The following is a 19,476-nucleotide window of genomic DNA, read 5'->3' as shown; positions in this document are numbered from 1 at the left end:
TAACCGTCTAGATTAAAGAAGGGAGGAGAAACGATGGCTAATCTTCGCGAACTACGTGACCGCATCCGGTCCGTCAATTCGACTAAGAAGATCACCAAGGCCCAGGAGCTCATTGCTACCTCGCGCATTACCAAGGCGCAGGCTAGGGTAGAGGCCTCACAGCCGTACGCGGCTGAGATGACCAGCATGATGAACAAGCTGGCTGCGGCTTCTACGTTGGAGCATGACATGCTGCGTGAGCGTGAAGACGGAAACGTCGCCGCCATCCTCGTGGTCACTTCTGACCGCGGTATGTGCGGTGGCTACAACAACAACGTCTTCAAGAAGGCGGCACAGCTGCAAGCTCTCCTGGAAAGCAAGGGCTACGAGGTAGTTCGCTACGTTACCGGTAATAAGGGCATCGGCCACTACAAGTTCCGCGAGGATGAGGTAGTTGGCAGCTGGGGCGGTTTCTCTCAGGATCCTACCTGGGAGACCACCCACGATGTGCGCCGTCACTTGATTGATGGCTTTATCGCTGGTTCTCATGGCACTACCAAGGGCCGCGACGGCCTGCATGCGCAGGGTGAGGGCGCCGGTGTACGTGGCTTTGACCAGGTACACGTTGTCTACACCGAGTTTGAGTCCATGCTGACCCAGACTGCGCGTGCTCAGCAGCTGTTGCCAGTTCAGCCGGTTATTCAGGATGAGGAGTATCACCTCGGTGAATCCGCTCTGACTGACTCCGAGTCTGCGGACGATATCGCCGCAGGATTCGAGTTTGAGCCAGACGCAGATACGCTGATGGAAGTGCTGCTTCCGCAGTACGTCTCGCGTATCCTGTTTGCTATGTTCTTGGAAGCTTCTGCTTCCGAGTCCGCTGCACGCCGTACAGCTATGAAGTCTGCTACTGACAACGCAACCGAGATGGTCGAGGACCTCTCTCGCGTGGCTAACCAGGCCCGTCAGGCACAGATTACCCAGGAAATTTCAGAGATCGTCGGTGGCGCTGGCGCGCTATCTGACAGCGCAGAAAGTGACTAGATTATGACTACAGCTCTGCAAGAGCAGAATGCACAGTCTTCGGCAGTCGCCGGTCGTGTCGTGCGCGTCATCGGTCCGGTTGTGGACGTGGAATTCCCACGTGAGGCACTGCCGGCCCTGTACAACGCACTGCACGTCGACATTAAGCTCGAAGCTGTTGCAAAGACCGTCACCCTCGAGGTCGCTCAGCACCTCGGTGACAACCTTGTCCGTACCGTGTCCATGGCACCGACCGACGGCCTCGTCCGCGGTGCCGAGGTTATCGACTCCGGAAAGCCAATTTCCGTGCCGGTCGGCGACGTCGTCAAGGGCCACGTCTTCAACGCCCTCGGTGACTGCCTCGACGAGCCGGGTCTCGGCCGCGATGGTGAGCAGTGGGGCATCCACCGCGAGCCGCCAGCGTTCGACCAGCTCGAGGGTAAGACCGAGATTCTGGAGACCGGCATTAAGGTCATTGACTTGCTGACCCCGTACGTTAAGGGCGGCAAGATTGGCCTCTTCGGCGGCGCAGGTGTGGGTAAGACCGTTCTCATTCAGGAGATGATTACCCGTATCGCCCGTGAGTTCTCTGGTACCTCCGTCTTCGCCGGCGTCGGCGAGCGTACCCGTGAGGGCACCGACCTCTTCCTGGAGATGGAAGAGATGGGCGTGCTGCAAGATACCGCACTTGTCTTCGGCCAGATGGATGAGCCGCCAGGAGTCCGTATGCGCGTGGCTCTGTCCGGCTTGACCATGGCGGAGTACTTCCGCGATGTGCAGAACCAGGACGTGCTGCTGTTCATCGACAACATCTTCCGTTTCACCCAGGCCGGCTCTGAGGTTTCGACCCTGCTGGGTCGTATGCCTTCCGCTGTGGGCTACCAGCCAACCCTGGCTGATGAGATGGGTGTCCTGCAGGAGCGCATTACCTCGACCAAGGGCCGTTCCATTACGTCCCTGCAGGCCGTTTACGTTCCTGCCGATGACTACACCGACCCGGCTCCGGCAACGACGTTCGCTCACTTGGACGCCACCACCGAGCTGGACCGTGCTATTGCTTCCAAGGGTATTTACCCAGCAGTGAACCCGCTGACCTCTACCTCTCGTATCCTTGAGCCGGGTATCGTTGGCGAGAAGCACTACGAGGTTGCACAGCGCGTCATCGGTATTCTGCAGAAGAACAAGGAACTCCAGGACATCATCGCCATCCTTGGTATGGACGAGCTGTCCGAGGAGGATAAGGTCACCGTTCAGCGTGCCCGCCGTATCGAGCGTTTCTTGGGCCAGAACTTCTTCGTCGCACAGAAGTTCACCGGCCTGCCGGGCTCTTACGTGCCGCTGTCTGAGACCATCGATGCCTTCGAGCGCATCTGCGATGGCGAGTTTGACCACTACCCAGAGCAGGCTTTCAACGGCTTGGGTGGCTTGGACGACGTCAAGGCTGCATACGAGAAGTTGAACGAGAAGTAGGGAGAGGCACATGGCTGACATCACCGCCGAATTGGTTTCCGTCGAGCGCCTGCTGTGGTCTGGACAGGCCTCCATGGTCACGGCTGAGACCACCGAGGGTGAGATCGGCGTGCTTCCCGGTCACGAGCCAATGATCGGTCAACTGATCGATAATGGCGTGGTGACCATCCACCCAGTGGACGGCGAGCGCCGCGTCGCCGCCGTGCAGGGTGGTTTCCTCTCCGTTACCCAGGACAAGATTACCGTCCTCGCTGATTGGGCCATCTGGTCCGATGAGGTGGATGAGGAGAAGGCTCAGAAGGATGTCGCTTCTGAGCACGAGCTCACCAAGTCCCGTGGCGAGGCCGCACAGCGTGCAGTTCGCCGCGCCAAGGCTTAATACCTTGGATTGGTAGGAGAGGGCAGCAATAGCCGCCCTTCCTGCTCTCTTAAGGCGCATCGGTTTATAGCCGGTGCGCCTTCTTCGTTTTTTCTTTGCCTTTTCTTATTGGCGTGTAGGCCCTTCAAAGAGCTACAATCCAAAGAATCAGTTTCTCCACAGAGCGAGGATGGCGTGAAAGGCCCATGAATTCAACGGTGGTTGCAGTGCTTCTGTGGGCCCTTGCAGTGGCCCTGCTGCTAGTTATTTTTCTGGCTGCGCTTCGCTTTTTCACTGTGCGATCGCGCGGTACTTCAGTCCTCCTGCGCCGAGTTCCGGCTAAGAATTCCCTTTCCTGGCGCCATGGTTCGTTGCGCTATGAAGGCGAATTTGTGGAGTATTTCAAGCTCCGTTCTGTCTCTCCGCGCTGTGATCTGCGCATCAACCGCCTCGACATCGAAGTAATGAGCACCCGCCCGCTTGATGATGACGAGGCTTCTTTTATGTCCGCTGCCACCGAGGTCGTTCACTTTCGGGCCAAGGGAAAAGAATATGAGTTGGCGTCCGACGCGCACGGCATCATGGCCTTCGGGGCGTGGGTAGAGGCTGCTCCATCAAAGCGCCAGCAGCGCTTTGACTTCCGGGAATTGCGCGAGCGTGCTACCCGTCAATCCAAGCGATAACTCCACCCGCTAGGGTAGAGAACATGCGTTTAGTAATCGCCCGATGCTCAGTAGATTACGTGGGCCGCTTGGATGCCCACCTGCCGATGGCAGACCGCCTGCTCATCGTCAAAGCGGACGGTTCCGTGTCCGTACATGCCGACGACCGCGCTTATAAGCCGCTTAACTGGATGACACCCCCGTGCACCCTGAAGGAGTCAGCGATTGAGGACCTCGACGGGGAAGACACCGGCGACGTTTTGTGGCTGGTGGAAAACCCGAAGGGCGAGCAGTTGCGTATCACCATTGCTGAGATTCATGAAGAAATCTCCTATGAGATGGGCGAGGATCCAGGCCTAGTCAAGGATGGCGTCGAAGCTCACTTACAAGAGCTCTTGGCGGACCAGATTGATACCTTGGGCGAGCGCTACACTTTGGTGCGCCGCGAATATCCCACGGCCATCGGTCCTGTGGATATTATGGCTAAGGATGAGAACAATAATAACGTCGCCATCGAGGTAAAGCGCCGCGGTGGCATTGATGGCGTAGAACAGCTGACACGGTATCTAGAGCTGCTTAACCGCGATGAGCTTCTCGCCCCTGTGTCCGGTGTATTTGCGGCCCAAGAAATCAAGCCGCAAGCTCGTACCTTGGCTGAGGACCGCGGCATTCGGTGCGTCGTACTGGATTACCAAGAGCTGCGTGGGCTTGAGTCTAATGAATTGCGGCTGTTCTAATGCCACGGCGGAATAGGCGTAAACCCCTAGAAGTTCGATCCCTGCCTAAGGACGGCTCAACCTTCCTGGGCTCGCAAACGGTCGAGGGGCCAAGCTGGACGCACGGCGAACTTTACGTCATGCGGCATATCGGTTCTGCTCGCGCTCAGAAGTACTACTCGTGCCCTGGCTGTAACCAGAACATTCCGCCCGGGGTGGCGCACATCGTCGCCTGGCCGCGGGACGTGGGCCGCCAGGGCGACGATCGCCGGCATTGGCACCGCCACTGCTGGGAGCGCAGGTAGACTAGCGGGCATGATTGTTGCATTTTCTGTAGCCCCTGCGGTGGTCAATAATGACTCCCAAGAAATGGCCGATGCCGTGTCCGAGGCTGTGCGCGTGGTCCGCGAATCCGGCCTGCCCAACGAGACTAATGCCATGTTCACCTTGCTAGAAGGCGAATGGGACGAGGTCTTTGACACGATTAAAAAGGCCACTGATGCAGTGCGTGCGGTTTCCCCACGCACTTCTTTGGTGGTTAAGGCCGATATTCGCGAAGGCGTAACTAATCAGCTAACGGACAAAGTAGATGCGGTTAACCGCCGCCTTGCAAAGGAGGACTAGATGACTTCACCAAATAATGCTTATGTAGGAGGAGCGCTCGACCTCAGCCAGGTCAAGGCGCGAGCCGAGGCCCGGCAGAAGGCGCAGGAATCGCCGCAGACAAGTGCCGGCGGCGTCCAGCCCTTCTTCACGGTGACCGAGGCCAATTTCGATCAAGATGTGGTTCGCCGGTCTACGGAAGTTCCGGTCGTGGTCCTCATCGGTACTGCTCGCTCTACCCAGTCGGAGCAGTTGAAGACTGACCTTGCGGATTTGGCCGCGCAAGGAAACTTGAGCTTCTTGGTTGCTTACGTGGATGCGGATGCTACTCCGCAGGTTGCGCAGGCCTTTGGTGTTAAGAATCTGCCGACAGTCGTGGCCCTGGGTGCTGGGCAGCCACTGACGAACTTTGAGGGTGCGCAACCCAAAGACGCCCTAAAGCAATGGGTCGATACCTTGGTGCAAAATGTTGGACCACAGCTGAAAGGCCTGCAAGGTAATGAGGCATCGGAACAGCCACAAGAGGAAGAAGAGGATCCGCGTCTTCAGGAAGCAGAAAGCTTCTTGGACGCCGGCGACTTTGATGGCGCTCTCAAAGTCTACAACTCCATCTTGGAATCCGAGCCCGATAATGTGCAGATCAAACAGGCGCGCGACACCACCGTATTGCTCCAGCGCCTCGATCCTGCCAACCAGACCGAGGACCCGATCGCGGCCGCGGAAGGGGATAAAGGGGACGTCGATAAGCAAATGCGAGCTGCCGACGCCGAAGTGGTTGCCGGCGCCCCAGAAAAGGCCTTTGATCGCCTCATCGAGACGATGAAGACAACGGCCGGCGATGAGAAGTCCCGCCTACGCGAGCGCCTGTTGGAGCTCTTTGGCCTTTTTGAGGGCAATGACCCGCGCGTGCTCGACGCCCGCACCAAGCTGGCAAGCGCCCTGTACTAGATGAAGGAACGAAAGCATGACCTCAGTGTTGTTCCTGTGTAATACAAATCGCGGAAAGTCGCAGATGGCTGCGGCGCTAGCCGCCAAGCATGCGCCTGAATGGGATATTTACTCGGCTGGGGTGCAAACTACCCCGGAGCATACCCAGCAGGGCATCAATCAAGAAGCCAAAGCTTCCCTCGCGAAGGTGGGCGCAGAAATGTCTGGTACCCCTGCTCTAGTGGATCCCCACCTGGCTGCCGCTGTCGACCACGTCATCGTAGTAGGTGATGCGAAATATGAGGGGCCAGCGCAGCGGTGGGACATCGAGGATCGTTCGCTGCGTGGTTTGGAGGGTGAAGAGCGCATGGACGCGTTGCGCGATGACATAGATGCTCGCGTAGCTGAGTTCGTGCGCGCCCAGCGATAACTCTCTATCCTTCCAGCACGTACCACTGCACGGAATTGGCCGGCAGATGCAGCGTCGTGGAGTTGTTCTCCACGCGGATGCGCTGGGGAAGTGGGTTCCCAGCGCCTTCGTAGACGGCGTCATCGGTGTTGAGCACCATCTGCCATTCGCCGTCCTGTGGAACCCAGAGGCCGTAGTTGGGAATGGAAGAACCCGAAAGGTTGCATACGGCGAGCAGAGCAGAGCCGTCTGCACCGTAGCGGACATAGCCTAGGACGTTATTGGTCGAGTCATCTGCCTTGACCCATTGGAAGCCATCCTGGTTGAAATCCTGGCTCCACAGTGCTGGGGTATCGCGGTAGACGAGGTTGATATCCCTTACGAGGCGCTTGATGCCCTGGTGCCATTCGCTACCCCAACCGTCGAGATTGCTCCAGTCCACGGAATACCCCTCGGCCCACTCGGTGGTTTGGCCAAATTCCTGGCCCATGAAGAGCAGGTTCTTGCCGGGGTGGGAGAACATGTAGCCATAGAGGGCGCGGAGGCCGGCGGCCTTATTCCAGTCGTCGCCAGGCATGCGCTCCCACAGCGAGCCTTTGCCGTGCACAACTTCGTCGTGGCTAAACGGCAACACGTAGCGCTCAGAATAGGCATAGACCATAGAGAAGGTGAGCTCGCCGTGGTGATAGGAACGGTGAATGGGCTCGTGCTTGAAGTACTCCAAGGTGTCATTCATCCAGCCCATATTCCATTTCAGGGAAAAGCCTAGGCCGTTTTCAGAGGTGGGGGCGGTAACGCCCGGCCAGGAAGTGGATTCCTCGGCAATGGTGAGTACGCCTGGATGCGTGCGGTTGAGGGTGGCGTTGGTTTCCTGCAGGAATTGCACGGCCTCCAGGTTCTCGCGGCCGCCATATTGGTTGGGCAGCCACTCATCGCGGGAGTAATCGAGGTAAAGCATGGAAGCCACGGCGTCTACGCGCAGGCCGTCGATGTGGAATTCTTCGGCCCAGTATAGGGCGTTGGCTACGAGGAAATTGCGGACCTCATTGCGGCCGAAGTCAAAGACATAGGTGCCCCAATCGGCCTGCTCGCCGCGGCGGGGATCGGGGTGCTCGTAGAGAGCCTGGCCGTCAAAGCGACCCAGCGCCCAATCATCCTTGGGGAAGTGTGCTGGCACCCAGTCCACGATGACGCCGATGCCATTCTCGTGCAGGGCATTGACCAGCTCTCGGAATTCATCCGGCGAGCCCCAACGCGCAGACGGCGAGTAGTAGCCAGAGACTTGGTATCCCCAGGACCCGCCGAAAGGATGCTCGGCCACGGGCAAGAGCTCGACGTGGGTGAAACCGTGCTCCTTAAGGTATGGGATGAGATCCTCGCGCAAGCGGTTGTAGTTGGCGCCGATCTTCCACGAGCCGACGTGCACCTCATAGATGCTCATGGGCACATCGAGGTTGCCGGTACGCTTGTCCATCCAGGCGGAATCGGACCAGGCGAAGCTGGTGGAATCCACGATAGAGTCCGTCTCCGGCGGGCAGGCGGTGCGCTTGGCTAGGGGATCGGCCTTGTCCTTGCGGCCCTCGTGGCTAAAGATGGCGAACTTATAGTGCTCGCCAGCACCGATACCGGGAACAAAGACCTCCCACACGCCGGTAGAGCCGAGTGAACGCATCGGATAGTGGGTTGGGTTCCAGCCACAGAAATCGCCTACTACGGCAACGCCCTGGGCATTGGGCGCCCACACGGCAAAGGAGACGCCGGAAACGGTACCCATTTCGGTGTCATAAGAATGCAGGTTGGCGCCGAGGACATCCCAGAGGCGCTCGTGGCGGCCTTCCCCAATCAGGTGCAGATCCAGCGAGCCCACCGTGGGAAGGAAGTGATAGCCGTCTGCCACGGTGCGGGTAGGTGCTTCTGGATAGGAGATTTCTAAGCGGTAATCGCAGTTATCGCCAATTTCTGCCTCCCAGATGTCGTCGCCGACCAATTCCATGGACACGGATTGTGCGGGGGTATGAAGCTGTATCGCGGTGGCACCAGGCTGGCGGGTGCGGACGGTACCTTCATGCCAGCCGTAGAAACCGTGCGGGTCATGGTGGCGGCAGTCATTGAGGCGGGCGAGGTCAGCGGCCGGGATAGTCATACAATCAGAGTACCTAGTTCGAGTGCGGTCCGGTGGGCGATTATTTACGGGCGGTAGTCGGTGACCTCGCGCCAGGTGAGCTGTTCCTGGAGGGCGTGGTCGGCAGGGGGAAGGACGAAGACATGGGCGACGTCGCGAAGCGGCTCTAAGCGTACAAAGTTGCGCTCGGACCAGTGGTAGGCAGAGCCGGTAATCGTGTCCTGGACGGTATAGGACTCGCCAGGGTGGCGGCCGATAGCCTGCATATCTACCGTGACGGTGGCTTCCTGTGCATTGCGCGGATCCAGGTTGACCACAACGAGGACTACATTGCCGGAGGCTGGATCCGCCTTCGAATAGGCAATGATGGCCTCATTGTCGGTGTCATGGAACCGCAGGGTGCGCAGTTGCTGCAATGCAGGATTATCGCGGCGAATCTGGTTGAGCAGCCGGATATAGGACTCGAGGGAATCTCCTGACGCAGCCGCCGCCGCAAAATCGCGCGGGCGCAGTTCGTACTTCTCAGAGTCGAGATATTCCTCGGAGCCTGGAGCTACCGGGGTGTGCTCGTAGAGTTCAAAGCCGGAGTACACGCCCCATAGAGGCGACATGGTGGCGGCTAGGACAGCGCGAATGGCGAACATGGCACGCCCGCCGGTCTGCAGGGACTCGTGCAGGATATCCGGAGTATTAACAAAGAGGTTGGGGCGGCAGATATCTGCTTGGTCGACGTGCATCCGGCCAAACTGGGTGAGTTCTTGTTTAGAGGTCTGCCAGGTGAAGTAGGTATAGGACTGGGAGAAACCCGCCTTCGCTAGACCGAAGAGACGAGGCGCGCGGGTAAAGGCCTCCGCCAAGAAGATGACATCCGGATGGGTGGCATGTACGCGGGTAATCAGCCAGTTCCAAAAGTTTGCCGGCTTGGTGTGCGGGTTATCCACACGGAATGTACTCACACCGGCTTCCACCCAAATCATCAAGGACTCATAGATCTCGTGGTAGATGGCTTCAGGAGCGTTATCGAAGTTAAGCGGATAAATATCCTGATACTTCTTCGGCGGGTTCTCGGCGTAGGCGATGGAGCCATCCGGAAGAACGGTGAAAAATTCTGGGTGGCTGCTAGCCCATGGATGATCGGGCGATGCCTGAAGCGCGAAATCAAGCGCTACCTCCAGGCCGAGTTCCTGGGCGCGGGAGACGAGTTTTTGGAAATCCTCCATCGTGCCCAGGTCCGGATGGGTGGTGGAGTGGTCCTGGATGGCCCAGGGGCTTCCCACATCGCCGGGCTCGGCCACGACCGAATTATTCTTTCCCTTGCGGTGTACCTTGCCGATGGGATGGATGGGCGGAAAGTACACCGTATCGAAGCCCATATCGGCCACCCGCTCCAGTGCCTTGGCAGTGGTGTCAAAAGTGCCGTGAACTGGATTTCCCTCTTTATCCCAGCCTCCCGTGGAGCGGGGAAAAAGCTCATACCACGAGTTGTAGAGTGCGGCCCGGCGCTCCACATAGACCTCGTGGATTGCGCCCTCCACCAGCAGGTCGCGCAGGGGATGCGAGTGCAGGATGCCTGCTACTTCCTCCGAGAGCGCTACCTGCACGCGCTTATCGACGTCCAAGGACTCATCCTCCAAGTCCCGAGCGGCCGCAAAGAGCGGTTCCACCACATCCGACGGGGTTTGCAGAGCCGCGCGAGAAAACAACTCTGCGCCATGCTGCAGGTCATTGGCCAGCTCAGCAGCGGATTGCCCAGCCGCCATCTTCTTGGTTACAGCGTTCTTCCACGTGGCGATGGGATCGGACCAGGCATCGACGCGGAAGTACCAGGTGCCTTGGGTGCCCGGGGTAAATACGCCGTGTACGCGATCCTGGTCATCGGGATCAACTTGCATGGTGACGGAGGAGGTAGCCGCGGTCCGTGCCGCCCACGCAGACAGGGTTGCCGAGACCGCATCGTGGCCCTCGCGCCAGACGAGGGCGGTGACAGGAATTACCTCGCCTACAACGGCTTTGGAGGCTACAGAACCGGCGGAGATAAGCGGGCGGACATCGTCAATACCAAGGCGAGTAGTCATGCCCATAAGACTAATGCAGCTGTGTCAATTTCACCGGGCAAAGAACAAATCAGTCACAATGGAAGGCGTGAACGACGTAACTCCCACTGATCAAGATTGGCTCGTAGATTTTCGCGGTGTCGAGCTGCGCCGCGGCGGCAAGACCCTCGTCGGACCCGTGGACTGGCAAGTAGAGCTCGATGAGCGCTGGGTCATTATTGGCCCCAATGGCGCGGGCAAGACCTCGCTGGTGCGCATGGCCGCGGCCGAAGAGTTCCCCTCGAAAGGCACCGCCTTTTTGATGGGGGAGCAAATCGGCAAAACCGACATGCGCGATCTGCGTGCACTTATAGGCATCTCTTCCGCGGCGGTGCAATCGCGCATCCCGGACACTGAGCGAGTAGACGATCTAGTTGTCTCCGCAGGTTACGCTGTGCTGGGCCGCTGGCGGGAAGAATACCAGGACATGGATTTCTCCCGCGCGGATGACATTTTGGCCCAAGTTGGAGCCACCCACCTCAAAGAGCGCGCCTGGGGAACCCTGTCTGAGGGAGAAAAGAAGCGCGTCGTCCTCGCTCGCGCACTCATGTCTAACCCGGAGTTACTCATCCTCGATGAGCCGTCCGCAGGAATGGACCTGGGAGGCCGCGAAGACCTCGTGGGATACCTTGGCAATCTAGCCATGGACCCCGATGCCCCAGCGATAGTCATGATCACCCACCACGTGGAGGAGATCCCCTATGGCTTCACCCACGCCATGCTATTGGATGAGGGTAAGGTTGTGGCAAAAGGACTGATTAATTCCGTCCTCACCTCCGAAAATCTGACTCGCGCTTTCCACCAGCCCATTCAGGTGGACCGCATTGGACAGCGATACTTCGCCCGCCGAGCTTCTCTATGACCAATCCTCTTCATGACCGTCTCGATGCCATTGACGCTAGCGATACCACCGGCTTCCACGGTGGGCGCCTGGCGGCAACCGTCCTGCTCCTGCGGGACGGCGCTGACGGTCTTGAAGTGTGGGTACAAGAGCGCGTCCACACCATGCACAACTACCCGGGACATTCAGTATTTCCGGGCGGCGGTGTAGACCCACGTGACTTTCCGCCGCGTTCCTGGGACTCAGGCGAGCTGTGGGCCGGAAAGTCTGTCATCTCTATGGCGCGCCGGATGGGGGTGACCAAGTACAAGGCCCACGCCCTTGTTTTCGCCGCTGCCCGCGAGCTCTTCGAAGAGGCCGGCACCCTTTTCGCCATCCGCGAGGACGGCATTGTCTCCAATGCGCGGCGCTATCACAAAGAGCGAAAACTACTAGAAAACCACACCATTTCCTTTACCGAATTCCTCAGCAATAACGGAATGCGCGTCGACGCCGATATGCTCCTTCCTTGGGCGCGCTGGGTAGGAAAGGGGAAAAGTCATTGGTTCGACACCTTCTTCTTCGTTGGGGTGTTGCCCTCCGGCCAAGAACCCGATGGGGATACCGATGAAGCAGACGATGCCGGATGGTTCTCCCCGCAGCTCATCCTGGACGGCTGGCGCGCCGGGCTGGTGCGCCTTGTCATCCCCACGTGGGCACAGATGCAAAGGCTGAGCAAGTATTCCTCCGTACAAGAGGTCATAGAAGACGCGTCCTTTTCGGACCTGCGCCCCGTCATTGGGGATCCACGCGAAGATCCCCGTTACCGCGAATTCTTTTCCACCACCCCTTTAGACCGAATATGAGTTATACCCCCGCAGAAGTCGACTTCCTTGCCGAACATCAAGAGGAAATAGCACACCTCGACCTCACCTTAACCAAGGCTTCTCGGCTCAAAGACGCCGAAATCCTCAAAGCTAAGTTCGGTGAGTATGGCCGCGCGGTCATGGAGTTGGTAACCGCCCGCAGTTCCGGAAAGCTCCCGCACGATTGGCTTATGGACGCAGACTCTGCCCAGCAAGCAACCCCCATCGAAGTGGCGGCGTATCGGACGAAATTCCTTGCCGAGCAGGGGGTGCGCAGAGTCCACGACGTCACCTGTTCCATCGGCACCGAAGGCTATAACTCTCCGCTCGACTACATTGGCTCAGACCTGGATGAATCACGGGTAAGAATGGCGAGACATAACCTCTCTTCCGCCAAGATTTTCCGTGCGGATGCGCTGACGACTACTACCACTGCCGATGTTCTCTTTGCGGACCCGGCCCGCCGTGCCGGTGGCAGGCGAATCACGCGGCCGGAGGATTTGGTGCCACCGCTCCCGGAGGTCGTCGATAAGCATCGCGACAAGGAACTGGCCATCAAGTGCGCTCCTGGCGTTGGTTTTAGCGAGTGGGACGGCCTCGTCACCGTCGCGAGCGTCGATGGCGGGGTAAAAGAAGCCTGCCTTTATACCCCAGGCCTTGGCAGCGGCCGAAGAGCGGTAATGATTCGAGGAAACAAGCTGGATGTCCTCGACGACCACGCAGACAACCTACCCGATGCTGGAGACATTGGCAGTTACCTCATCGACCCGGATGGGGCCATCGTTCGAGCGGGATTGGTCCAGCACTACGCGGCCAGGGAAGGGCTGCATCAAATCGATCCGCGCATCGCATACCTGACAGGAGAGAGGATTCCGGAGGGGACTTCGGGATTTCCATTCATAGAAAAAGTACCCCTAAAGAGATTAAAATCCGTACTTAAATCCTATGACGCAGGAAGCTTAGAAATCCTTGTACGCGGGGTAGAAGTGGACCCTGACCAGCTGCGGAAGAAGATGAAGCTGAAGGGGACGAGGCCTTTTGCGGTCATCATTACGCGAATTGGCTCACAGGGAATCGCCTTGCTGTGTCAACCCCGAGTATCATCGTCCGAGGATAATTACGCAACATAAATATATCGGAAAGGTGAGTGCCCAATGCCAACTATCGTGGCTCTGGTCAAACACGTGCCGGATACGTGGTCTACCAAGTCTTTGAACGATGACCACACCCTGGATCGCACCTCCGTGGATAACGTCATTGATGAGGTTAATGAGTACTCCGTGGAACAAGCTCTGCGACTGCGCGACAATAACCCCGATGCGGGCTACAAAGTCGTAGCGCTGACGATGGGGCCGGCCCAGGCCGACGAGGCACTGCGTAAGGCTTTGGCTATGGGCGCCGACGATGCCGTGCTCGTCTCCGATGATTCCTTGGCCGGAGCGGACGCGCTATCGACTGCTTGGACCCTCAATGCTGCGCTCAATCAGCTTGACGACGTCCAGCTGATCACCGCCGGCACCGAAGCTTCCGACGCCTCCACCGGCCTGCTTGCCGGCCTGCTCGCCGAATACCGCCAGCTGCCGGCCCTTACCGGCCTGCACAAGGTAGAGCTAGCTGACGGCATCCTGCAGGGCACCCGTGATGATGCGCGCGGCACCTGGGAACTCGAGGCGCCGCTGCCAGCGATCGTTACGGTGAACGATAAGAGCGACAAGCCACGATTCCCCAACTTCAAGGGTCTTATGGCAGCTAAGAAGGCGGAAATCACCACCTTCACCCTGGCTGATCTGGGCATCGAGGCCATCGCGCCGACAACCTCCGTGTCGGCCGCTGAGAAGCGCCCACCGCGCACCGCCGGCGAAGTTATTTCGGAGCCCAACCCGCAAGATGCAGCGAAGAAGATCGCTGACTTCCTGTCCGCAAAGAACTTGATTTAGGAGTAGATATGTCGCACGTTTACGTACTAGTTGAGCACGACGCGGACAACCTCCTTCCCGTTACCGGCGAGCTGATTACGGCCGCGCGGGAATTGGGTACGGTGTCCGCAGTGGTCGTCGGCAAGCAGGCCGATAAGTTCGATGCCGACCTTGCCGCCCTCGGTGCCGCACAGGTGGTTCAGGCAACGGCCGAGGATTATGAACAGCGTTTCCTTACCCCGGAGGTTGATGCCCTGCATGTGCTGGGCGCTGCGAACCCAGCGCCCATTGTGCTGGCCGCAACTCCGGCCAATAACGAGATTGCCGGCCGACTTGCGGCTCGCCTCGCCTCTGGCGCACTGGTCAATGTTAGTGGCATCGCCGCCGATGGCTCCGCCCAGATGAGCATTTTCGGTGGTTCCTATGAGACCACCTCTACCGCCGCTGGGCAGTGCCCGATCTACACCCTTCGACCGGGCGCGGTTGAGGCTGCACCACAGCAGGTGGAGGCGCAGCCGGCGCCGATGCCGTTGCCGGCCGCCACGGGCAAAGACGTCAAGGTAACTTCCTTTACCCCGGCACAGAAGTCCGCACGACCAGAAATTACCGAGGCCAAGGCAGTTGTCGCCGGCGGCCGTGGCGTGGGCGACGAGTTCGGCGCCGTTGTCGAGCCGCTTGCCGATGCCCTCGGTGCCGCAGTCGGCGCCACCCGCGACGCCGTCGATGAAGGCTTTTATGACGCCGCCTATCAGATTGGCCAGACCGGTGTTACCGTCTCGCCCGACCTCTACATCGGTTTGGGTATCTCTGGCGCTATCCAGCACACCTCTGGCATGCAGACTTCCGGCACCATTGTGGTGGTCAACCAAGACCAAGATGAGCCGTTCTTCCAGATCGCTGATCTCGGCGTCGTTGGCGACCTGCATGAAATCGCACCTGCCCTGACCGAGGAACTGAAGGCGCGCCAGTAATGCCGCACTACTTTGACTATGCCGCTACACAGCCGATGCGCCAGAGCGCGATTGACGCGTGGGTGGCGGCGGCCGGCTCCCTCAACTCCGGCGCGCAGTATGGTTCTGGCCGCAAGGCTCGGTCCGTGCTGGATGATGCCCGTGAAAAGGTGGCTTCCCTCCTCGGCTGCGAGCCCATCGAAGTCATCTTTACCTCCTCTGGCACCGAGGCGGACAATATCGCCATTCAGGGTCTCTACGCGGCTGGGCAAACAAACCGCATTATTTCTACCGATATTGAGCACCCAGCCGTGCGCGATACCGTCTCTAAGCTGGAGACAACCGGAGCAGCTGTCGATATCCTTCCCGTCGACCGTTCCGGGCACATTGCAGATCTATCGGCCCTAGACACGCTTGCCGACGTCGCTACCTGCATGTGGGCCAACAACGAAACCGGCGCCATTCAGCCCATCGAAGAGATAGCCACACGTGCGAATGCGACAGGCACACCCGTGCACGTGGATGCGGTGCAGGCCGTGGGCAAAGTTCCCATCAATTTTTCTGATCTAGGGATCACCAGCCTCGCCGCCAGCGCCCACAAGTTCGGCGGCCCCCGCGGCATCGGTCTGCTTTTGGCCAAGCGCACTCCTGCGCCCCAGCCGATTGCCTACGGCGGTGGCCAAGAACGGGGCATCCGCCCTGGCACCGTGGACGTGGCGGGCGCTTCCGGTCTAGCTGCGGCGTTGGAGGAATCCGTCTCTGAAATCACCGCCCAGGGTGAGCGAATTGCTGCTCTCCGCAATAAGCTGCGCGACGGAATTCTCGCCACCATCGACGACGTAGTGGTCAACTCTGCCGAGCCGTGCTTGCCTTCCCACCTGCACGTCTCATTTCCCGGTGCTGATGGCGATAGCCTCATCATGCTGCTGGATTCCTTGCAGATCGAGGCCTCTACCGGCAGTGCTTGCAGTGCTGGCGTAAACCGCATGTCTCATGTCCTCGAGGCAATGGGCGTAAGTGAGGCGGAAGGAATCGGTTCCCTGCGTTTTACTCTCGGCAGGCTTACTTCGGAAGAAGATGTTGACTACGTCTTGGCTCATCTTCCGAAGGTTATTTCACGAGCCCGTTCCGTCTAGCTATCATTCCTTTCTTTCGCCGCAGCTCGCCGGGCGGCGATAGCTTGGCCGACCGTAAGCGCCCAGTTCTTGTTCTTGGGCGCTAGCGGTCCTTGAGGCTCATCATATTCCCAGCGGCCATCGTCAAAGAGCCATACTATGTCTCCAGTATGCGGATCCATGATGTAGAAGGCACCACCATCGGTTTTGATGTTGTGGTGATGCTGGCAGAGTGATGCCAAGTTGCTCCCCGCCGTTTTCCCTCCCTGTGCATGGTCAATCCGGTGGTCCTTTTGGCAGTTCTCTGCGGGGCGATTACAACCTGGCCAGCGGCACACGCCATCGCGGCCTTCCACGTAGGCGCCAACGAGCGGGGGAGTAACGTAGCTTTCGCTCTCCATCCTTTTTGCAAGGTCCATATCCCGCGTTTGGGTGGGACGCAGACTGTCAGCGGTCTCAGGGCTTACCCATCCGAATCCCCGGATAAATGCGGGAGCAGCCTCCTGGTCGTGGGCTCGGTACATATGAAGAACCACTTTTGCCCGCGACTCAATTTCGCCCAGAATTAGCTTGGCTAGGGCTTCAGCTTTCGTGAGGTTATGCTCTTCGGCTGCCTTACTAACGTGTTCATCGATGGCTAGCATGGTAGGTTCATCGAATTCCACTGCTAGCCCGGCCTTCCCGCCGAAACTGTGGTAGGTGAAATAGGAGTTGTTCCCTGCATCAGGCTCTTTATCTTCATTGGGGTGTGGGTCCTCCACAGCGATGAGGCCATTTAGTTTTCGCCGCAAATTGGTATTCGAAGGCAGTACCTGGCCGGGCTTCGTGGGGGTCAGGTAACGCGCAAGCTCTTGGTCTATCCGCTCGAGAATTTCGGTCGGGATGTCGCCCAGCTTGCTAAGCACGGCGTCGATAGTAATAAGACGAGAGAAATCCAGGAAGTAATAGGTTTCCTGGAGCGCCTTTGTCAGTGGTAGCTCTGCGAGTCGATAAAGGGCCATTGTTATGTCTCGCGTGCGCCGCTCGCTTAAGCCCGTGCGGGTGGAAAGTGTGTGGCAAGATATGTCGAAATCTTCTTCTAGGTCTGGCTTCACCTCATTCCAGAATAGATAATCTTGTTTTCTGGTTTCTGTGGCTTTAACTGCAAGCGGATCGTTGGGGTCATTGACTATGTAGTAGGCGTCCAAGATGAAATCCCCCGATTTGTAGAACATGTGTACTTAACTCCATGGTGAATATTTTAAGGCGTGCCCTGCCCCTTTGCAAGGGGGTGTGGGCAAAGGTATGTTCTAAAGGGATGTATTCCAAGAGGGGGTGAAATGGAGGTAAAGAAAATTATTTCAAGTGGCGCGTGTTAAAGATGTGACACGAGTGAAGGCGTTGCTAGACTCACGCGCATGACATCAAAGAAGGCACTCCGAAAGAGTATTACTGCGGTGGTCACCGTGGCTGCACTAGCCGTAAGTGGTACCGCCGTCGCCCAGGCGGTGAGCCTCGGTGCACCTAAGGGCATTGACGTTGCAGCGCACCAGCATCCGGGCGGCACGCCCATCGATTGGTCAAAGGTGCGTACCGACGGTCAGTCCTTTGCATTCGTGAAGGCTACCGAGGGCGGTGATTGGGTAAACCCCCACTATGTAGAGGATATTCAGGCGGCTAATGCTGCTGGACTCAAGACTGGTGCATACCACTACGCACGTCCGGCTGGCGACGCCAAGATTCAGGCGGCCAATTTTGCCGCGCAGATCGCCCTAGCCCCGGATCAGACATTGCCTCCTGCACTTGATATCGAGGTGGCGGAAGGAAAGTCTGCGGCACAGCTGGAGCAATGGATTGAAGAATTTACTAACGAGCTCAAGCGTCTTACCGGTCGCACGCCCATGATCTACACCTACAAGTACTTCTGGATGGGCCAGATGAATAACTCCCAGAAGTTCTCGGATATGCCACTGTGGCTCGCGGCATACCAGGATCAAGCGCCTGATGCCGTAGGCGGTTGGAACAAGCTATCCTTCTGGCAGCGTTCTGGCTCCGGCAAGGTGGCAGGCATTCCTACCGACGTCGACATGAACCTGTTTAATGGTTCCAAGCAGCAACTGCAGTCCTTCAGCGACGGCAACTACGTAGACGTGGGCGGCGCGCTCGAGCAGCTGGTTGTGAGCGATGGGCTTGATTTAAGCTCCGATAGTACGCCGCTCATCGGTGCTATTTTGGCCTTGGCGGCGGGGCTGATTGCGATTCCGCAGCTTGCCGACGCCGCCGAAAAGTCCGGCCTCGATCCCCAAGCGGCGGAGGGCTTGGCCGGCTTCGTAAAGACCCTGCAAGACAAGGACGCCCTTCCAGTGGAGGACCTGGGCGATATGGCCAAGGGTAACTTCTCCGTCAGCGACCTAGCTATCCTGCTGGACAATGCCGGTCACGTGAACAACGTTAAGTCAGGCAACGTCTCCGAGTCGGAGGTATCGGAAGCTAAGAATGCCGCCAAGAACGCCGGCGCTGACGTACCCGATTTTGACGCGGGACAAGTAGCTACGCTGCTTAATCGCGTACTGCAGTAGCACCAGTAAAAAACGCGCGGGTCCAGGCCTCGTCTTTATAATGGGCGGGCACGGCCCCGCCTAAGAGTGCCTTTGCCAACTGGGCGGCTTCGACGGAGCCCTCGGCTGGCATTTCTGTATCCGAGGCCACCAGGATGATGTTCCCGTAGCGCCGACCCTTGAGCATCGGTGGGTCCGCGATGACGGCGAGGTGGTCAAAAACTCGATCGAGGCCCGCCAGCTCGCTCTTTGCCAGCTGTAGATCGGAATGGTCGCCGCAATTGGCTACGTAGAGGCCCCCCGGCGCCAGCGACTGCTTTGCAGCCTGAAAGAACTCCACGGTGGTGAGGTTGGCTGGTGTCTTGTCGCCAGCAAAGACATCGCGGATGATGATGTCGCGGCTGGACGGAAGGAACCCCTCGGTTTCTGTGCGGGCCTCGCCGGCACGGATTTTGACGGTGGGGGAACGGGGGACGTCGAAAAGCGTACGCACCAACTCGCCCAACTTGGCGTCGAGTTCGACCACCGTGTGGCGGCTGCCCGGAAGCTTGCTGGCAAAATAGCGCGGAAGGGAGCATCCCGCGCCGCCTAGGTGGGTCACGCGGAGCTTATTCGCTGGCCGAGTATTGAGGTGCTCAACCGCCGCCGCAATCCAGCGCATGTACTCAAACTCCAGCTCCTCCGGCTCACCGAGCACAATGTGGCTGCTCGGCACGCCATTAACGTTGAGAATATAGGCGCGGTCGCGAAACTCATCCGGCACAACCTCGGCTGTGCCGGTAGAAATATCGTAGGTGCCGGTAATTCCCGGATCGGTGGAAGCTCGCTTTCTACCCATGTCACACAAGCTTAGGGAATGGATTCGATTTAAACCGCGTTGGGGCTAGGGAGTAGACTTTCGGGCCTGTAG

General features: G+C 58.6%; 20 protein-coding genes. 16 read left to right on the top strand and 4 right to left on the bottom strand.

The features are described from left to right. The first annotated feature begins 33 nt into the window (after window positions 1-33). The 9 genes from QP934_RS05150 to QP934_RS05110 all read left to right on the top strand — a co-directional run bounded on the left by QP934_RS05150 (window position 34) and on the right by QP934_RS05110 (window position 6,168). The gene (locus QP934_RS05150; RefSeq protein WP_419126965.1) at window positions 34-1,023 is read left to right on the top strand and encodes a F0F1 ATP synthase subunit gamma; all 990 of its coding nucleotides are present in this window, start codon (window positions 34-36) and stop codon (window positions 1,021-1,023) included. A 3-nt stretch (window positions 1,024-1,026) separates the two neighbouring features. Continuing rightward, window positions 1,027-2,472, top strand: a complete 1,446-nt coding sequence (gene atpD / locus QP934_RS05145) for a F0F1 ATP synthase subunit beta (protein WP_005323378.1) — start codon at window positions 1,027-1,029, stop codon at window positions 2,470-2,472. Between the two features lie 10 nt (window positions 2,473-2,482). Further along, window positions 2,483-2,851 (top strand): F0F1 ATP synthase subunit epsilon, encoded by a 369-nt coding sequence (locus tag QP934_RS05140; protein ID WP_049378384.1) that lies wholly within the window; start codon window positions 2,483-2,485, stop codon window positions 2,849-2,851. A 185-nt stretch (window positions 2,852-3,036) separates the two neighbouring features. Further along, a complete protein-coding gene (locus tag QP934_RS05135) occupies window positions 3,037-3,513 on the top strand; it encodes a DUF2550 domain-containing protein (protein ID WP_340419701.1) in 477 nt (158 codons plus the stop codon). Window positions 3,514-3,536: 23 nt separating this feature from the next. Then, window positions 3,537-4,229 carry an endonuclease NucS gene (gene nucS, locus QP934_RS05130; RefSeq protein ID WP_340419700.1) on the top strand — a complete coding sequence of 231 codons (693 nt, stop codon included), beginning with the start codon at window positions 3,537-3,539 and terminating at the stop codon, window positions 4,227-4,229. Then, window positions 4,229-4,513, top strand: a complete 285-nt coding sequence (locus tag QP934_RS05125) for a hypothetical protein (RefSeq protein ID WP_419126964.1) — start codon at window positions 4,229-4,231, stop codon at window positions 4,511-4,513. Before nucS ends, QP934_RS05125 begins: the two co-directional genes overlap by 1 nt. A gap of 10 nt (window positions 4,514-4,523) precedes the next feature. Then, the gene (locus QP934_RS05120; RefSeq protein ID WP_005323373.1) at window positions 4,524-4,832 is read left to right on the top strand and encodes a thiamine-binding protein; all 309 of its coding nucleotides are present in this window, start codon (window positions 4,524-4,526) and stop codon (window positions 4,830-4,832) included. Then, a complete protein-coding gene (locus QP934_RS05115) occupies window positions 4,833-5,759 on the top strand; it encodes a tetratricopeptide repeat protein (protein ID WP_419126963.1) in 927 nt (308 codons plus the stop codon). 16 nt (window positions 5,760-5,775) lie between these two features. Then, window positions 5,776-6,168 carry a low molecular weight phosphatase family protein gene (locus QP934_RS05110; protein ID WP_419126962.1) on the top strand — a complete coding sequence of 131 codons (393 nt, stop codon included), beginning with the start codon at window positions 5,776-5,778 and terminating at the stop codon, window positions 6,166-6,168. Between the two features lie 4 nt (window positions 6,169-6,172). Here the strand turns inward: QP934_RS05110 and glgB are convergent, their stop codons facing one another. Together glgB and QP934_RS05100 are read right to left on the bottom strand one after the other, a co-directional pair. Beyond that, window positions 6,173-8,290, bottom strand: coding sequence for a 1,4-alpha-glucan branching protein GlgB (gene glgB, locus QP934_RS05105; RefSeq protein ID WP_419126961.1), 2,118 nt, complete (start codon window positions 8,288-8,290; stop codon window positions 6,173-6,175). Window positions 8,291-8,334: 44 nt separating this feature from the next. Then, a complete protein-coding gene (locus QP934_RS05100) occupies window positions 8,335-10,344 on the bottom strand; it encodes a maltotransferase domain-containing protein (RefSeq protein WP_284786675.1) in 2,010 nt (669 codons plus the stop codon). Window positions 10,345-10,402: 58 nt separating this feature from the next. Between QP934_RS05100 and QP934_RS05095 the strand changes: the two genes are divergently transcribed. The 6 genes from QP934_RS05095 to QP934_RS05070 are packed head-to-tail and all read left to right on the top strand — an operon-like array spanning window position 10,403 to window position 16,050. Then, complete coding sequence (locus tag QP934_RS05095; protein WP_419126960.1) at window positions 10,403-11,224, top strand: ABC transporter ATP-binding protein; 822 nt, start codon at window positions 10,403-10,405, stop codon at window positions 11,222-11,224. Further along, complete coding sequence (locus tag QP934_RS05090; RefSeq protein ID WP_419126959.1) at window positions 11,221-12,048, top strand: NUDIX hydrolase; 828 nt, start codon at window positions 11,221-11,223, stop codon at window positions 12,046-12,048. Before QP934_RS05095 ends, QP934_RS05090 begins: the two co-directional genes overlap by 4 nt. Continuing rightward, window positions 12,045-13,178, top strand: coding sequence for a THUMP-like domain-containing protein (locus QP934_RS05085; protein WP_419126958.1), 1,134 nt, complete (start codon window positions 12,045-12,047; stop codon window positions 13,176-13,178). The genes QP934_RS05090 and QP934_RS05085 overlap by 4 nt, the downstream gene beginning before the upstream one ends. A gap of 24 nt (window positions 13,179-13,202) precedes the next feature. Further along, window positions 13,203-13,985: an electron transfer flavoprotein subunit beta/FixA family protein gene (locus QP934_RS05080; RefSeq protein WP_337888529.1), complete on the top strand. Its 783-nt coding sequence runs from the start codon at window positions 13,203-13,205 to the stop codon at window positions 13,983-13,985. Window positions 13,986-13,993: 8 nt separating this feature from the next. Beyond that, window positions 13,994-14,935: an electron transfer flavoprotein subunit alpha/FixB family protein gene (locus QP934_RS05075; protein WP_419126957.1), complete on the top strand. Its 942-nt coding sequence runs from the start codon at window positions 13,994-13,996 to the stop codon at window positions 14,933-14,935. Further along, window positions 14,935-16,050: a cysteine desulfurase family protein gene (locus QP934_RS05070; RefSeq protein WP_284786680.1), complete on the top strand. Its 1,116-nt coding sequence runs from the start codon at window positions 14,935-14,937 to the stop codon at window positions 16,048-16,050. Before QP934_RS05075 ends, QP934_RS05070 begins: the two co-directional genes overlap by 1 nt. Here QP934_RS05070 and QP934_RS05065 read toward each other — a convergent pair. Then, on the bottom strand, window positions 16,047-17,243 hold the full coding sequence (locus QP934_RS05065) for an HNH endonuclease signature motif containing protein (protein WP_419126956.1): 1,197 nt from the start codon (window positions 17,241-17,243) through the stop codon (window positions 16,047-16,049). The two genes, QP934_RS05070 and QP934_RS05065, sit on opposite strands and share 4 nt — an antisense overlap. A gap of 183 nt (window positions 17,244-17,426) precedes the next feature. Here QP934_RS05065 and QP934_RS05060 point away from each other — a divergent pair, with 183 nt between their 5' ends. After that, complete coding sequence (locus QP934_RS05060) at window positions 17,427-18,587, top strand: glycoside hydrolase family 25 protein (RefSeq protein WP_284786683.1); 1,161 nt, start codon at window positions 17,427-17,429, stop codon at window positions 18,585-18,587. On the opposite strand, the gene QP934_RS05055 is transcribed toward QP934_RS05060, so the two are convergent. Continuing rightward, the gene (locus tag QP934_RS05055) at window positions 18,568-19,404 is read right to left on the bottom strand and encodes a spermidine synthase (RefSeq protein WP_049378396.1); all 837 of its coding nucleotides are present in this window, start codon (window positions 19,402-19,404) and stop codon (window positions 18,568-18,570) included. The two genes, QP934_RS05060 and QP934_RS05055, sit on opposite strands and share 20 nt — an antisense overlap. Between the last annotated feature and the right edge of the window lie 72 nt (window positions 19,405-19,476).

This window comes from Corynebacterium sp. MSK122, assembly GCF_030229435.2.
In the GTDB taxonomy this organism is placed as follows: Bacteria; Actinomycetota; Actinomycetes; order Mycobacteriales; family Mycobacteriaceae; genus Corynebacterium; species Corynebacterium marquesiae.
Note: the sequence above shows the minus strand (reverse complement) of the source record. Positions and strands in the feature narration are given on the sequence as shown.

Coding starts and splice junctions, on each gene's coding strand:
- QP934_RS05150 (WP_419126965.1), top strand. CDS start 34: ATGGCTAATCTTCGCGAACTACGTGACCGCATCCGGTCCGTCAATTCG.
- atpD (WP_005323378.1), top strand. CDS start 1,027: ATGACTACAGCTCTGCAAGAGCAGAATGCACAGTCTTCGGCAGTCGCC.
- QP934_RS05140 (WP_049378384.1), top strand. CDS start 2,483: ATGGCTGACATCACCGCCGAATTGGTTTCCGTCGAGCGCCTGCTGTGG.
- QP934_RS05135 (WP_340419701.1), top strand. CDS start 3,037: ATGAATTCAACGGTGGTTGCAGTGCTTCTGTGGGCCCTTGCAGTGGCC.
- nucS (WP_340419700.1), top strand. CDS start 3,537: ATGCGTTTAGTAATCGCCCGATGCTCAGTAGATTACGTGGGCCGCTTG.
- QP934_RS05125 (WP_419126964.1), top strand. CDS start 4,229: ATGCCACGGCGGAATAGGCGTAAACCCCTAGAAGTTCGATCCCTGCCT.
- QP934_RS05120 (WP_005323373.1), top strand. CDS start 4,524: ATGATTGTTGCATTTTCTGTAGCCCCTGCGGTGGTCAATAATGACTCC.
- QP934_RS05115 (WP_419126963.1), top strand. CDS start 4,833: ATGACTTCACCAAATAATGCTTATGTAGGAGGAGCGCTCGACCTCAGC.
- QP934_RS05110 (WP_419126962.1), top strand. CDS start 5,776: ATGACCTCAGTGTTGTTCCTGTGTAATACAAATCGCGGAAAGTCGCAG.
- glgB (WP_419126961.1), bottom strand. CDS start 8,290: ATGACTATCCCGGCCGCTGACCTCGCCCGCCTCAATGACTGCCGCCAC.
- QP934_RS05100 (WP_284786675.1), bottom strand. CDS start 10,344: ATGACTACTCGCCTTGGTATTGACGATGTCCGCCCGCTTATCTCCGCC.
- QP934_RS05095 (WP_419126960.1), top strand. CDS start 10,403: ATGGAAGGCGTGAACGACGTAACTCCCACTGATCAAGATTGGCTCGTA.
- QP934_RS05090 (WP_419126959.1), top strand. CDS start 11,221: ATGACCAATCCTCTTCATGACCGTCTCGATGCCATTGACGCTAGCGAT.
- QP934_RS05085 (WP_419126958.1), top strand. CDS start 12,045: ATGAGTTATACCCCCGCAGAAGTCGACTTCCTTGCCGAACATCAAGAG.
- QP934_RS05080 (WP_337888529.1), top strand. CDS start 13,203: ATGCCAACTATCGTGGCTCTGGTCAAACACGTGCCGGATACGTGGTCT.
- QP934_RS05075 (WP_419126957.1), top strand. CDS start 13,994: ATGTCGCACGTTTACGTACTAGTTGAGCACGACGCGGACAACCTCCTT.
- QP934_RS05070 (WP_284786680.1), top strand. CDS start 14,935: ATGCCGCACTACTTTGACTATGCCGCTACACAGCCGATGCGCCAGAGC.
- QP934_RS05065 (WP_419126956.1), bottom strand. CDS start 17,243: ATGTTCTACAAATCGGGGGATTTCATCTTGGACGCCTACTACATAGTC.
- QP934_RS05060 (WP_284786683.1), top strand. CDS start 17,427: ATGACATCAAAGAAGGCACTCCGAAAGAGTATTACTGCGGTGGTCACC.
- QP934_RS05055 (WP_049378396.1), bottom strand. CDS start 19,404: ATGGGTAGAAAGCGAGCTTCCACCGATCCGGGAATTACCGGCACCTAC.